General features: G+C 55.8%; 11 protein-coding genes and 1 tRNA gene. 3 read left to right on the top strand and 9 right to left on the bottom strand.

Annotation, left to right across the window (positions count from 1 at the left end; all coding sequences use genetic code 11):
* Positions 1-78 precede the first annotated feature (78 nt).
* A complete protein-coding gene (locus tag KP702_RS05120) occupies positions 79-2,724 on the top strand; it encodes a 2-oxoglutarate dehydrogenase E1 component (RefSeq protein ID WP_215768610.1) in 2,646 nt (881 codons plus the stop codon).
* A gap of 22 nt (positions 2,725-2,746) precedes the next feature.
* Here the strand turns inward: KP702_RS05120 and KP702_RS05115 are convergent, their stop codons facing one another.
* The 5 genes from KP702_RS05115 to KP702_RS05095 all read right to left on the bottom strand — a co-directional run bounded on the left by KP702_RS05115 (position 2,747) and on the right by KP702_RS05095 (position 9,257).
* Entirely contained in the window at positions 2,747-2,905 is a 159-nt protein-coding gene (locus KP702_RS05115) for a hypothetical protein (protein WP_167386119.1), read from the bottom strand.
* Between the two features lie 63 nt (positions 2,906-2,968).
* On the bottom strand, positions 2,969-4,282 hold the full coding sequence (locus tag KP702_RS05110) for an ATP-dependent RecD-like DNA helicase (protein WP_215768609.1): 1,314 nt from the start codon (positions 4,280-4,282) through the stop codon (positions 2,969-2,971).
* Between the two features lie 201 nt (positions 4,283-4,483).
* Positions 4,484-5,527, bottom strand: a complete 1,044-nt coding sequence (locus KP702_RS05105) for an Ldh family oxidoreductase (protein WP_215768608.1) — start codon at positions 5,525-5,527, stop codon at positions 4,484-4,486.
* Positions 5,524-6,837 carry a cation:dicarboxylate symporter family transporter gene (locus KP702_RS05100; protein ID WP_215768607.1) on the bottom strand — a complete coding sequence of 438 codons (1,314 nt, stop codon included), beginning with the start codon at positions 6,835-6,837 and terminating at the stop codon, positions 5,524-5,526. The genes KP702_RS05105 and KP702_RS05100 overlap by 4 nt, the downstream gene beginning before the upstream one ends.
* 83 nt (positions 6,838-6,920) lie before the next feature.
* A complete protein-coding gene (locus KP702_RS05095; RefSeq protein ID WP_202206997.1) occupies positions 6,921-9,257 on the bottom strand; it encodes a TonB-dependent receptor in 2,337 nt (778 codons plus the stop codon).
* 212 nt (positions 9,258-9,469) lie between these two features.
* Here KP702_RS05095 and KP702_RS05090 point away from each other — a divergent pair, with 212 nt between their 5' ends.
* Positions 9,470-10,153, top strand: a complete 684-nt coding sequence (locus KP702_RS05090) for a GntR family transcriptional regulator (RefSeq protein ID WP_237389883.1) — start codon at positions 9,470-9,472, stop codon at positions 10,151-10,153.
* Positions 10,154-10,273: 120 nt separating this feature from the next.
* Here KP702_RS05090 and KP702_RS05085 read toward each other — a convergent pair.
* A tRNA-Lys gene (locus tag KP702_RS05085) sits at positions 10,274-10,349 on the bottom strand.
* A 132-nt stretch (positions 10,350-10,481) separates the two neighbouring features.
* Here KP702_RS05085 and KP702_RS05080 point away from each other — a divergent pair.
* Complete coding sequence (locus KP702_RS05080) at positions 10,482-10,862, top strand: DUF6525 family protein (protein ID WP_202206996.1); 381 nt, start codon at positions 10,482-10,484, stop codon at positions 10,860-10,862.
* Positions 10,863-10,900: 38 nt separating this feature from the next.
* On the opposite strand, the gene KP702_RS05075 is transcribed toward KP702_RS05080, so the two are convergent.
* Genes KP702_RS05075 through gyrA form a run of 3 tightly spaced genes read right to left on the bottom strand, consistent with a single transcriptional unit; the run spans position 10,901 to position 14,769 of the window.
* Complete coding sequence (locus KP702_RS05075; RefSeq protein ID WP_202206995.1) at positions 10,901-11,386, bottom strand: peptidylprolyl isomerase; 486 nt, start codon at positions 11,384-11,386, stop codon at positions 10,901-10,903.
* A gap of 31 nt (positions 11,387-11,417) precedes the next feature.
* Positions 11,418-11,936 carry a pantetheine-phosphate adenylyltransferase gene (coaD, locus tag KP702_RS05070; RefSeq protein WP_202207254.1) on the bottom strand — a complete coding sequence of 173 codons (519 nt, stop codon included), beginning with the start codon at positions 11,934-11,936 and terminating at the stop codon, positions 11,418-11,420.
* Positions 11,929-14,769 (bottom strand): DNA gyrase subunit A, encoded by a 2,841-nt coding sequence (gene gyrA / locus KP702_RS05065; protein ID WP_215768606.1) that lies wholly within the window; start codon positions 14,767-14,769, stop codon positions 11,929-11,931. The genes coaD and gyrA overlap by 8 nt, the downstream gene beginning before the upstream one ends.
* Between the last annotated feature and the right edge of the window lie 11 nt (positions 14,770-14,780).

The raw sequence follows: 14,780 nt of genomic DNA, 5'->3' as shown, positions 1-14,780 counted from the left end.
ATGCATTATCCAAATGCGTTCCCCCACATGCTCTGATGGGCTAGAGTTCGCGCCCCTGTGACTGGAGACTGATTTTTCATGGGCGATCACCGCGACGACCGCGATGCCATTAATGGCGCAAACACTGTCTATCTGGCCGAGCTTCATGCCCGCTGGCAGACCGACCCTGCGTCTGTGGACCCAGCGTTCGCCGCACTGTTCGAAACCCTTGGTGCTGAACGTCCACTAACTGATACGTCGGATAGTAGCGCTGAGACTTTGAAAAATGCCTACCGTCTGCGCGGCCATGCACTCGCACGTCTGGACCCGCTGGGCCTCGCCCCAACTCCACACATCCCGGAACTCAGCCCACCCGACGCAGACCGGGATCTGCTCGCTCGTTTGCGCCGTGCCTACTCTGGCACCCTAAGCGCTGAATTCATGCACATTCAGGATCCACAACAGAGACAGTGGTGGATTGACCGGCTTGAGACCCCCTCCTCGACACCCGCGATGGAACCGGAACGGATCCTTCTGGCCCTGACGCGTGCGGAAGGGTTTGAAGGATTCTGTCAGAAGCGCTTCATGGGAATGCGCCGTTTCGGACTGGAAGGTGGAGAGAGTGTTATTGTCGCCCTTCGGACCCTGATCGATGCTGCCGCACGCGATGGTGCAAAATCTGTGTCCCTAGGTATGCCACATCGTGGCCGACTAAACGTCATGGCCAATATTCTGCGGAAGCCCTTTGCGGCAATCTTCAGTGAATTCGCGGGCACATCCTTCAAACCAGATGACATCCAGGGGTCTGGCGACGTTAAATACCATCTCGGCACCTCTACCACGATGGAACACGCAGGCCACACACTGCGTATCTCGCTCCTGCCCAATCCGTCTCACCTGGAAGCCGTGGACCCTGTTGTGCTCGGTCGCGTCCGCGCTGACCAGGATCGCGAGAAAGACAAAAATCGCAATCGCCACCTCGGCATTCTTGTTCATGGCGACGCTGCGTTCGCCGGGCAGGGCGTTGTTTATGAAACGCTGGGCCTTTCCAAGCTTGAAGGCTACCGCACAGGCGGAACCGTCCACGTTATCATCAACAATCAGATCGGCTTCACGACAGTCCAGTCAGACGCCCATTCCGGCATCTACAATACGGATATCGCAAAATCCGTTCAGGCTCCCATCCTGCATGTCAATGGCGATGACCCGGACGCTGTCGCGCGGGCGGCCCTGCTGGCACATGAATGGCGCCGCGATTTTCATGCGGACGTCGTACTGGATGTCGTCTGCTATCGTCGCCATGGCCACAATGAAACCGACGAACCCGCCTTCACCCAGCCTGCCATGGTCCATGCCATCCAGTCCCGACCCACGACGCGTCGTCTCTATGCCGATACCCTAGTCCGTAAAGGCATTCTGACGTCGGATCAGGTTGAAGAGATGTGGCAGCACTTCCAGAGACGACTGGAAGAACAATTCTCAGCCTCCGAGCATTACCGTCCAAACGCAACTGACTGGCTGGACGGACCGCAGGATTCGACCCGCCTCCAGGATGAACCTGAACGCATCCAACCCATGACCGGCGTTCCGATGGAACGTCTGCGCATGATCGGGGAGGCCATCGGCACTATTCCAGAGGGCCTGAACGTTCACCCCCGCCTTGCACGGCAGATTATCGCCCGCGGTAAGGCCGTCGCGGAGGGTGGCCCTCTCGATTGGGCCACAGCCGAAGCCCTTGCGTTTGGCACGCTCTCAATGGACGGGCATCCTGTGCGCCTGTCAGGTCAGGATAGCCGACGCGGCACTTTCAGCCAGCGTCATGCTGTCCTGTTTGATCAGGAAACGGGACGGGAAGAAACGCTCCTCGCCCATATCGCCCCCCATCAGGCCCCGCTGCACCTCTGGAATTCCCCCCTCTCCGAGTTCGGGGTGCTAGGCTTCGAATACGGCTATTCCCTCGGCGACCCGGACACACTGGTTCTCTGGGAAGCCCAGTTCGGAGACTTCGCCAACGGCGCACAGGTTATTCTGGATCAGTTCATCGCCTCAGGGGAAACCAAGTGGCTTCGCACATCCAGCCTGACGCTCCTTCTCCCTCATGGGTATGAAGGTGGCGGCCCTGAACATTCATCCGCGCGACCAGAGCGCATTCTTCAGTTGTGTGCAGAAAACAATCTGCGCGTCTGCAACATCACAAGCCCGGCCAATTACTTTCATGCTCTGCGCCGCCAGATTGCGCGCCGCTGCCGCAAGCCGCTGATCATCTTCACGCCCAAGTCTTTGCTTCGCCATAAGGAAGCCGTTTCTGCGCTTGCTGAGATGGGGCCGCACACGCGTTTCCAACCAGTCCTGGCAGACCCGCAAACCATTACCAACCCCAGAAAAATTATCCTGTGTTCCGGTAAGGTCTTCTATGACCTGACTGCCGAGCGGGCGCGGAAGTCATGCACGGACGTGGCCATCATCCGACTGGAGCAGCTCTATCCGTTCCCTCATCACGCCCTGATCCAGCAACTGGAGCTTTATCCGGATGCTGAACAGATCATCTGGTGCCAGGAAGAGCCCCAGAATAATGGTGCCTGGATTTTTGTTGATCGTCGGATTGAGCGCGCTCTTCGGGAGTGCGGTCACAAGGTACAGCGCCCTGATTATGTGGGCCGTGAAAGTGCTGCCTCTCCTGCGACCGGTCTTCCTGGTGCACATGCGGCGCAGCAGGAAAAACTGGTGCAGGACGCGCTGGCCTGACGCTCAGGCCAGCAAACGCTTTTCAGGTTGGGCCGCCTTGATATCCATAGCTGCTCCGACCTGAACCCGTATTACCGAACCCATCTCCCCGATATTGGCGTGAACCCTGTCCACCATAATCTGGCCCGCAAGCAGCCAAAGCCACCAGAAGTGCCAGAGCCAAACCAACTTTTACCCGCATCGCCCTATTCCTTGTTTCGTTCGAGCTCACCAACGGAAATCTCAGTAAATCAACCGTCAGTCTTCAGTTCGCAGAGCCAGTATTGACGAGAAAGACCATATCCGTCGCGCGGGTCAGGGCTACATAACAAAGCTGCTGGGTCTCAAGAGGGTTTCCTCCTGCCCGACGTCGGATGTCACCCAGATCCACAAAAACATTCCGGAACGTACTGCCCTGAGACGTATGCACCGTCATGGCATAAATGGCCTGCAAATTAAGCAGCGCACTCTGAAACGCAAACCGCTGCTGCCAGCGTTTGCGCTCCTGTTTGGCTTCCTGAACCAGCCGACGGTCCACACTCTGAAGATCCCACGGATCCTGCACTAGATGCGCGGTAATTTCTTCTCCTGCCAGCGTAAGCACAGTCAGTTCCCACGCTGGTAAATCCGTTGTCCATGCCGCCAGAGATCCACATGCTTCAAAACGGTACGACAAACGAGACGCCTGAATATCCATGACCAGAACTTCTTCATTGGTCGCAATCTGCTGTCGGCTCTTGTCTTCGTTCTGTCGACTAAAAGGCGCGCGCGCGACGGCACGCTCCCCCGGCATAAAGGGACGATCAATCGTCTCCCCATACCGCCATTGTCGAACCATCTGGTTCACTTGATGAACCCGATCATTCGTCCAGCACAGGTAACGAAAACTATCATTGTCCGCGTCAAATGCATCAGACGTGAAGGCCTTGCGAACCCAGCTTTCCACATCCTTGGGAACGAATAACCCGGAGGAGCCTTTCCGGGCGTCCTGAACCCAGCTCCAGTCCACACCGCCCCCCTGACTCTGCCTGATGATCGTAGCAGCCTCCAGAATGGGATTACCCGCAGCCTGCCGAACCACTGTCTCAAGATGCGATGTCGACGGAACAGAAAAGGATGGGGAAGCATCTTCCCCCACCGGCGGAAGCTGCGCCGGATCACCCACAAACAGCACGAAGCAGTATTTGAGCAGATCCCGGATCCACCCCATCAGCTCACGCGAAATCATGGAACACTCATCCACAATCACCACGCCATCCGGAATAGTTTGCGGACGCTTCGCGCGTACAAGAGTGGTTTTACCACCCTGAGATGACGGCTGAAGGCTCAAATGACTCTGGATGGTCCGGCACTCGACGGTCTTGTCCACCTTGCTTCGCAGTACAGCTGTGGCCTTGTGTGTCGGCGCCGTAATCACGGTCACAACATTCAGACGAAGGAAATGCCTGGCCACTTCCTGCATCAGGGTCGTCTTACCGCTCCCGGCATACCCCGTCAGTAAATGGGTAGGCCGCTTTTCAGCATGCGCCTTGATGATTTCATCGAGAGCCGTTTTCTGAGAAGGGGTGAGCGCAACCATGGTGTCTCCTTCTCACAATCTCGTCCCCTTCTCCACCGAAAGGACAAACAGAGCAGGAAAAAAGTAGCACGGGCGCAAACTGATGACATGAGAAGAGGTGTATGTGCTTCGGTTTGATTGCCTCCTCTCCGAACCAAAAAAAAAACGGCACATCTTAACCAAGACGTGCCGATCACTTTTCTTCGGAAATAAATTATGCCCTCAGATCAAACCGAGAATTCGCTGTGTATCGGGGTCAACCGGAATCCCTGTCTCGGCACGCTTTCGAGCTTCCTGCCACTCCCGGTCACCCGGCGCCATAACAGGATTGTGCGAATTAACGGACGGGCCACTTCTTAAAAGATCAAGATAAGAGCCCATCGCAAGATCATAGGCCGCTTGGCCAATAAACCTTGCTGGATCTATGGCGATTGTAAAGTGACCAACGTTCTGTCGCTTCCGGTCGCTCTGCTCTTCATCAGTGCCCACCATAACCGGGTCCAGTGCCGCCCCCGTCAGAACGCCTGCCAGTATGGTAACAAGCCCAGCCAGTGCAGCCCCCTTGAAACCAAACTCTTCCCCACCAAGCGGCTGAAGAAACGCAGCTGACTGTGCATCCCGTGTGGGTAGTCCGTCATCACTCGCAGCCACACCTAATGGTAACGACAAGCCAAGGGAGCGGTAGAGTTTGACGCGATTGAATGGAATTGAAGACGTCGCAATGTCCATAAGCCACGGATCAGAACCACTGGTCGGGGCGGCCATCGCAATAGGGTTTGTTCCGTGAAATGGCCTGGCGCCCCCGAACAAGGATACGGCTGCGTCAGAGTTGCTCATGATCAAACCGATCATTCCCTGCCTCGCAGCCTCAACGACATACGCGCCAGCGGCTCCGAAATGCGAGGAATGATGCACTCCAACCGCGCCAATTCCAGCGCCCCGAGCTAACGACACAGCTTCATCCATGGCGCGATAGGCCGCAGAATGAGCCAGCCCGCCGTCAGCATTCAACTGCCCAGTTGCCGGCCCTGTTCGGGTGAAGACAGGAACAGGCTGGGAATTCACACCACCAGACCGCAGAAGCCTTACATAATGGCCTACCAGCCGAACACCATGACTATCGACCCCGATACGAGATGCATGAAGCAAGGCCCGGGTCGTGGCTTCGGCGTCTGCATCCTGAGCTCCGGCTTCCACCAGACACGCGTGAACACGCTGAGACAGCAACGCTTCCGGATAATACAAAAGCTTTGTCATGCTGCTCATGACGGAAGCTCCATTTTCACACGAGGAGCCAGAATATGTCGGGCCTGCTCACGATCCAGCGCCCCAGTCCAGGCCGCCATAACAACAGGAGCAACACAGTTTCCTGCAAGGTTACCAACAGCCCGTGCAATTCCGATAAACCAGTCTACCGCCAAAAGAAGCACAAGACTGGAGAGCGGAATGGAAGGAGCCGCAGCCAACGTGGCAGCCAGAACGACAATCGCAATCCCCGGAACCCCATGAGCCCCTTTGGACGTAATCAGTGCCGTCGCCAACATGGAGAGCATTTGCGTCAGCGTCAGAGGCGTTCCAGTCACATCGGCCAGAAACACAATGGCAAAGCCGAGATAGATCGATAGTGCATCCAGATTGAGCGAATACCCCGCAGGAACGACCAACCCGACCACCTGCCTGGAAACGCCCATGGCTTCGAGCTTTGCCATGATGCTTGGCAGAACTGAATCAGAGCTGGTCGTCGCCGTGACAATAAGGATCTCTTCACGGAAATAACGGGCAAAGCGCCACGGATGAACACCGCACGCCAAAAGGCAGCCACCCAGAAGCACAACGATAAAAACTGCAATAGCCGCAAAATAGAGCACGACGAACGACGCAAGCCGGCCGATGGCATCCAGTCCGTACTCTGCTACCGTCGTCGCAACAGCCCCGAAAACTCCTAGCGGTGCCAGAGCGATAATCAGGCGCATCATTCTTGAAAAAAGCGTCGAAAGACTTTCAATCAGGCGTGTAACAGGTGCACCAGCGTCTCCAATCCGGCTCAGGCAACATCCTGTCAGAATGGCGAAAAACAGGATCTGGAGAATGTTCCCTTCGGCGAAAGCGGCAACCGGAGACCGTGGGACAAGACTCAGAATGAAACCGGTAAAACCCTGCCCGTGCAGAAGGTGAGCATTCGCAGCGTAGGATGCCACGATATGGGCATCCTCAGGGCTGGGCGTAAAAGTCAGTCCTTGTCCGGGCCGGATAAGCATTGCTGCCCCAACCGACAGCAGAAGGACGAGCGTGGTCATACCCTCGAAATAAATCAGGGACCGAAACCCCAGTCGTCCCACAGCACCTAGCGATCCCGCACCCGTAATACCCGTCACGACAATACAGAACAGCAGCGGGCCGACCGCCATCAGAATCAGACGAAGGAACAGGTCGGTGAGCCATCGGAATTGCCCTGCAACATGCGGTGCGAACAGACCAACCAAAATCCCGATCAGAGTTGCAACCACAACCTGAGAGAAAATCCCTGGACGAAACCTGCGTTTCGCATCTGTCGAAAGGCTCGTATTGCTCGTCATCCAGACCTTCTTCCCGTCGTTCCTTCAGAAAACCTGACGCCGGCTAGAGGTTCTGCACTCCGGCTCAGGTCCTGATTACTCGTTCAGTACGTTACGTTCATTTTTGCGCCTACGAAACGGGGCAGACCCGGCATGACGCCATAGAAAGTGGCCTGCGTCCCGCCAGAAAGCCAGTAACGGCGATCTGCAAGATTCTGCCCGTAAACCGTTACGGACCAATGCTGTTTCGGCGCCGCAAACGTCAGGAAAGAATTCACAAGGAAGTAGGCTGGAGCACGGTAGAACCCACCATCTCCGATATGCTGCGGCTGTGTCTGTGCGCCACGATAATTATAATCGACGTCAAAAGTCATCTTGTAATCATGGAACATGGACCAGGTGTAGGTGGCCGCTCCGGAAAGGGTCAGATTGGCCAGCCCCATGTTGTAGCCATTATAATTCGTATTCACAGGCGACCAGACACCCGTTGAGGCAAACTGAGCGGTTGTGGCACTGCGATTCAGGCTCTGGAACTGAGAGTAAGATCCGTTCTGGTATCCAAAATTCTGTGTCAGCACGAGCCCATGAAACGGATGTGCTTCCATATCGAACTCAGCACCATAAATGTTGGAACGCGGCGCATTCACGTAGCCACCCAGCACACCATACGGTGGCACAAGGATGGTCCCGAGCAGCTGCTGGTCCCGATAATCATAATAGAAACCGGCGGCATTAAAGCGCAGACGCCGGTTGAACAGCATCGTTTTGAAACCACCCTCATACGTCAGAACCTGCTCGGCCTTAAAAGGCTTTAGCTGGCTGGCCTGCTGGGTGATGTTGGCCGAGAATCCTCCTGGCTTGAAGCCACGGGAGAACATGACATAGCCCATCACACTGGGATTGAACTGGTATTGTGCTCCGACACGTCCAGCGAACTGATTTGTCAGTGCCCCTGAATTGCCGAAGTTCTGAACATGCGTTCTGGCACCCGTATTCAGATCGTAATCAGCACTGACAACATTCAGCATCTGCCGGTCGTCCGACTCATGGCTGATCGCTCCGATCAGGGTCAGCTTCGGCAGAATGCGATATGAAAGTTGAACATACTGATTGAAGTTCTGCTGATTCTGACGATAGGACGTCTCATTCAGCGGCGTCGTCCCAGGCCGGTCTGATGAATCATACCAGAAATTCTGCGCCATCCGTGCACGGCTGTAATACATGCCGACTTCCCAGTGGAAGCGAGCATGCGGATCCCGGGACTCAAGCTTGACTTCCTGAGAGAAGACATTCGTCTGGTTATTGCGGAACATATTGCCATAGGACGCGACCGAGTTCGTCTGATTGGTCAGTTCGTGCTCGTCAACGGCTTCAAAAGCGCTCAGCGTCCACAACCGGCCCCAGCTAAAGTCTTTCGTATAGCGGACATTCGCCCCCCAGAAGATATTGTCTTCCCTTGGCTTCTGATTGGCTCCGTTGATACCGATAATTTTCGCAAACCGCGGATCAAGTCCCCATTCGGTCTGCATGATATCCGACGTCACAGGAACGCCGTAGCTGTTATAGAAATTATGCCCTGAAGACGTCTCGGACTGATCCGTCGTCCAGTGCCCACCGATGTCCAGCGTCGATGTTGCGTCAATTTTCCAGCGAAGCTTGCCGCGAAGCGCTCCGATATTGGAGTTGCCGTACCCTTCGCCCAGCGAATTGTGCTGGAAGCCGCCCCCCGTCATGGACTGCCCTGCCAAACGGAACGAAACCGACTTGGAAATTGGCCCGGAGACAAACCCCTCGACCCGATTGCGACCATAGCTGGCAATGTCTTCCGTCAGGCCCGCATGAAACTCAGGGGTAGGATCACCGGTATGGAAATTAATCTCACCCCCGGTGGTAGACTGTCCATGCGTGAAACCAGATGCACCAGGCGCGACAGAAATGTCATCCATGTCAAACAGCATACCCGACGTCATGATACTCACCGGATAGGCCACACCATCGACATACGGCATGACGGACGGGGTGTTGTTTTGGGTGAAATCCATCAACCCGACGCCGCGCAATGCAAAGTTCAGTGCAGAGCTTCCAAAAGATGGCTGAATAGTCAGATTTGGCGCAACACGAACGATGTCTGTCAACTGACGGACGTTGCGGTTCTGAAGCTCTTGACGGGACAGTACCGTTTCAGAATGCGCCTCGTGCTGACCTGCGCCCGTCACACCGCGTCGGGCATTAACGTGAACGACCTCATTACTCGCCGCTGAAGCATCAACTGTACGATGCCTTGCTGCTCCAGCCCCATGCTTGGCGATCGGATGCACGTTCCGCTTCGCTGCCACTGCAGCGGCATCAGCGCTTCCAACACAAGACAGAAGAGCGGTGGACAGCAGCGTCACGCGCAGAGAGAGAATAAAACGGGGTCGACAGGGCGAAACAGGGGACATCGGGCATTTCCAGATCAGCGATGTGAAGCAGTCAGGATGTGTCGCAATTCACCATGTTGGCGAATCTTGTATACCAGATAGAATACAAAGCATGTTTGTTCCACATTAAAAATGATCGAATCCGGAATATTCCTTTTCCACATCTTATGTCGCGCTTGTCCCTCAAAAGAAGGAGGCGCATAAAAGCTGACATGGAAGAACGGAAAAAATCGATGCAGCCCGCCAGCAGCAATGTCATCGAAAACAAAATTATTCAGGCCGTTCTTTCCGAACAGATCTCCCCCGGAGAGCGGCTCGGAGAAAAAGATCTGGGAGAGATCTTCGGGGTTTCACGAACACTGGTCCGGGAGGCAATGATGCGCCTCAGCAGTCGGGGCATCGTTGCGGTTTCCCCTCGGAGGGGGTGGTTCGTCATTGAACCCACCGTTGAACAGGCTCGCGAAACAATTGAAGCACGCCGATCCGTAGAAATCGGTCTTCTCATGACACAGAAAAATATCAGTGCCGAGACTATCAAACAGCTTGAAGCACACGTTCTGGAGCAACAGCGCGCCATTGATGAGAATGATCTGGGTCGTCGCAGCTACCTTCTAGGCCACTTTCACGTCCACCTAGCCGCAGCACTCGGCAATTCTATTCTGGCCAACATTCTTGAAGAACTAACAACCCGAATCGTCCTGATCGCTACCTTGTATCAATCCAAGGCGGACGCGCAGCAATCCTGCGACAATCACAGGCGGCTGGTGAATGCCCTGCGTAAGAATAGGGTAAAGGATGCCGTAAAGATCATGGATGCGCATCTTACGCACCTCGACAAAGCCCTGAGTATTCGAAAAAAGATGAAACCACGCTCTGCAAACCTGCTTCGTGACAAATCTTCGATTTTCGTTCCGTAAGGTAGCCGGCCCATATCGGCATAGGGCGATCATATTAGCTTGACGGCTTTCCGCGCTAATGATGCGGATCTGCCTCGCCCTAGGCGAAGGTTTCCAAACACATTCGATCTCTGGGGAAAATGGTGAACCGGCTGGGACTCGAACCCAGGACCATTCGATTAAAAGTCGAATGCTCTACCAACTGAGCTACCGGTTCATCCGAGCGGATGGCTACCCCACAACCACTAGGGAGGTCAACCTCCAGCAGCCGGAAAACAGCACTAGAATTTTTTTTGTTATGTTATAACGTATTAAACATTACCGATTCAGAGCCTGAAAAAGCCCTCGTATGTGCTCCAAAAACAGCAACCTGACCAATCACTGCGCCTTAAACGATCGCACTGTACGGCATGAAATCTGGCAACGCTTTGAGGGAAACGAGTGGGATGCATTCGACCAGCTTCCAGCATCCATTCGCAGACGCCTGAACGAACACGTCTATGATGCCTGGTCCGTCAACGCATTGATCCTGTGGAAGCACTACAAGCGCATTTACGGCCGCACTCCGCGTGCCGAGCGAGCCCTGATCAAATATCTGGATTATTGTGAACGCCTTGAACGAGAGGCTTTTTCAGAGCGCTATACCGCACAGTGCGGGACACCCTATCCTCATGATGCGGCAAGAGCTACGGTCCTGCGCGCACCAGGGAACAATCAAAAGGCCGCCTGAACACCTTTTAAGGAGGCGCTCAGCGCTGCCTAAGCAGTTCAGGCTTCGACGTAGGCCTTAACGATGGTGTCCGGATCCTTGACGACGCCTGACGAGCCAGCGCCACGCTTGATCTGATCGACATACTCCATGCCTTCAACAACCTGGCCAGCGATCGTGTACTGACCGTTCAGAGACGGCACGTCCTGGAACATGATGAAGAACTGGCTGTTTGCAGAGTGCGGAGCCATCGTACGGGCCATGCCAAGTGTGCCACGCTCGAACTTTGCCTTGTCCGTGAACTCGGCCTTCAGGTCCGGGTAGCTGCTACCGCTGGTGCCTGTGCCAGTCGGATCGCCGCCCTGTGCCATGAAGCCTTCGATTACACGGTGGAACTTCACACCGTCATAAAAACCTTCGCTCGCCAGAAGCTTCAGACGCTCCACAGCCAGCGGCGCCAGATCAGGGCGCAGCTCAATGACGACCTTGCCGTTCTTGAGTTCGAAAACCAGCTTGTTGCCGTCGGGTACTGCGGTCTCAGACATCTTGGAACCTTCCAGAAATCAATGAAGGTTCCTATGTCGCCCCTCGACCCAGTTTCGACAAGACGAGACTTGCAACATCTTCGCTGACAAAGGAGGAAATATCGCCATCAAGACGGGCAATTTCCTTCACAATCCGACTGGCCGTCGTGCGATGCCCTTCGGAAGACAGCAGAAAAACCGTCTCAATTTCCGGCGCCAGACGACGCAACGCCCCAGAGAGCTGACTCTCAAAGTCGAAATCCCCCGCAGAGCGAAGACCGCGCACAACTGTCCCCGCGCCAGCCTTACGCACCGCAGCAACCAGTAGGGTGTCAAACCCCAGAACCTCAATCCGGTCAGCATGAGGCAATTTCGACACCTCATGCCGCATCATCTTCAGACGCTCTTCCAGTGTCAGGAGCGGATGCTTACCTTCATTGACCGCCACACCAACCAGTAGACGATTAAAAAGAGCAGACGCACGATCGATAATATCCAAATGACCGAACGTCACCGGATCAAACGTGCCGGGATAAAACCCGACACGCGGATCAGTCTGCCACTCAGGCATCAGGGGCTGCATCACCCACAGAAGCCTCACCGTCCGTCACAGTGCCATCAACAGGCGCTGTACCGTCCGGCGTTGCCACAACATCCCCTTCGATCAGGTCGCCTTCTTCCCCGTCATCTTCCACAACCGGGAAGACACAGATCACCGTCTCGGTGTCATTCAGGCGGAACAGCGTCACACCACTGGCCTGACGCGCCATGACACGCACCTGCGATACCGGAAGACGAATCAGACGGCCCGTATCCGTCACAAGCATGACATCCGTACCATCCAGCGTTGGAAGCGTTCCAACCACTTCCTTGCCACGACGATTGGCCGAGAAGGTCATGTTCGTGATGCCCTGACCGCCACGGCCCGACACACGATAATCATAGGCGGAGGAACGACGGCCAAACCCGCCATCCGTCACGGTCAGAAGAATTTCTTCCTGCTGTTCCAGCTCCTCGAAGCGCTCCTGTGTCAGATCGCCAGCGATCTCCACAGTGTCTTCGTCACCGGACACCACCTCTTCTTCAGCACCTTCTGCCAACACAGCATTCTCGGCGCGACGTTTTGCATTGGCCATCCGCAGATAGGCCGCACGCTCTTCAACGCTGGCATCCACATGGTTGAGGATGCACAGTGAAATCACCGCATCCCCATCACCAAGGCGGATACCACGCACGCCCGAGCTGCCACGGCCGGCAAACACACGCAGCGTATCATCGGTGATCTGGAAGCGGACACAGCGCGCGTTCTTCGTGGCCAGGAACACGTCCTGACCTTCACGACACGTCGCCACACCAATGAGGGAATCGCCCTCATCCAGCTTCATCGCAATCAGACCGGACGCCCGGATATTCCGGAAATCATTCAGGCGGTTACGACGAACATTGCCGCTGGCCGTCGCAAAGGTGAGGTGCAGATCTTCCCACAGCTCCTCGTCCTGCGGCAACGGAAGAACCGCTGTAATGGCATCCGAACCCAGTTCCGGCAGCAGATTGACCAGTGCGCGCCCCTTGGACGTCGGAGATGCTTCCGGCAGATGCCAGACCTTGGTGCGATAAGCTTTGCCGCCCGAAGAGAAGAACAGCACCCACTGATGGGTATGAGCATTGAAGCTACGAATAATGACGTCATCGCCACGACGGCCAGACGCCGTACGACCACGCCCACCGCGGTTCTGCGAACGGAACATCTCAAGCGGCGTCCGCTTGATGAAGCCGTCACGCGTGATGGTCACAACCATCTGCCCCGGCTCGATCAGGCTTTCGTCAGACTGATCGCCCAGCGCATCGGAGATTTCCGACATACGTGGGGTGGCAATTTCAGCCCGAGCCGCCAGCAATTCATTGCGCATGACATCCATGCGACGACTGTGACTGCCAATGATATCGAGCAGGTCAGCAATCTTGGCCGCAACTTCGCTCAGCTCACCCTGGATCTTCTCACGTTCCAGACCGGTTAAACGCTGCAAACGCAGTTCGAGAATACCGCGAGCCTGCGCTTCTGTGAGGCGAACCTTGCCATCATAGATGACATTGCCTTCGTCCTGGATCAGCTCCAGCAACGGCACAACTTCGCTCGCATCCCACTCGCGCGCCATAAGCAGCTCACGCGCTGTCGAGGCATCAGGGGCAGAGCGGATCAGCGCGATTACTTCGTCGATGTTGGCAACAGCCAGCACAAGGCCAACCAGCAGATGCCCACGATCCCGAACCTTGTTCAGATCGAAGCGTGCGCGACGCAGAATGACGTCTTCGCGGAAACGAATGAACGCCTGCAGGACGTCCATCAGCCCCATCGTGCGCGGCTTGCCCTCATCGAGGGCCAGCATGTTGACACTGAAGGACGTCTGAAGCTGCGTGAAGCGATAGAGCTGGTTCAGCACCACTTCCGGCGTCGCATCGCGCTTCAGCTCAATGACAACGCGCATTCCAGAACGATCACTTTCGTCCCGGATATCGGAGATGCCTTCGATTTCCTTCGCACGAACGAGATCGGCAATCTTCTCCTGAAGGGTTGCCTTGTTCACCTGATATGGGATCTCGGTGATGACGATCGCCTGGCGATCCTTGCGGATCTCCTCGATCTCAGCACGAGCCCGGACCGGAACAGATCCACGCCCTGTCTCAAACGCCTTGCGGATACCGCTGCGGCCCATGATGATTCCGCCGGTCGGGAAATCCGGGCCGGGGATGATCTGCATCAGCTCATCCAGCTCAATCGCCGGATTGGCAATCATCGCCAGCGTGGCATCAATGACTTCGCCAGGATTATGCGTCGGGATGTTCGTGGCCATACCGACCGCGATACCCGAAGCGCCATTCACCAGAAGATTTGGGAACGTCGCTGGCAGAACCTTAGGCTCGTGCTCGCTCTCGTCGTAGTTCGGCTGAAAATCAACCGTGTCCCGCTCAATATCATCCAGCAGGAACGACGCAGACTTGGCCAGACGGGCTTCGGTGTAACGCATGGCAGCCGGGCTATCGCCATCGACCGAACCGAAGTTACCCTGTCCATCAATCAGCTTGACGCGCATTGACCAATGCTGCGCCATACGAACCATGGCATCGTAAATCGAGCTGTCACCGTGCGGATGGTATTTACCCATCACGTCACCGACCGCACGCGCAGACTTGCGGTAAGGCTTATCAGACGTAAACCCACTCTCGCGCATCGCGTACAGGATGCGGCGATGGACGGGTTTCAGGCCGTCACGCACATCCGGCAAGGCACGCGAGACGATCACCGACATCGCATAGGCCAGATAGGAGGAGCGCATCTCCTCCTCGATCGTCACCGGAAGACGATCGGAAGGTACAATATCGGTCGGCTCGTTCAGCTCGGTCAAGACAGGTCCAC

The organism is Gluconobacter sp. P5B12, assembly GCF_018812035.1.
Classification (GTDB): domain Bacteria; phylum Pseudomonadota; class Alphaproteobacteria; order Acetobacterales; family Acetobacteraceae; genus Gluconobacter.
Note: the sequence above shows the minus strand (reverse complement) of the source record. Positions and strands in the feature narration are given on the sequence as shown.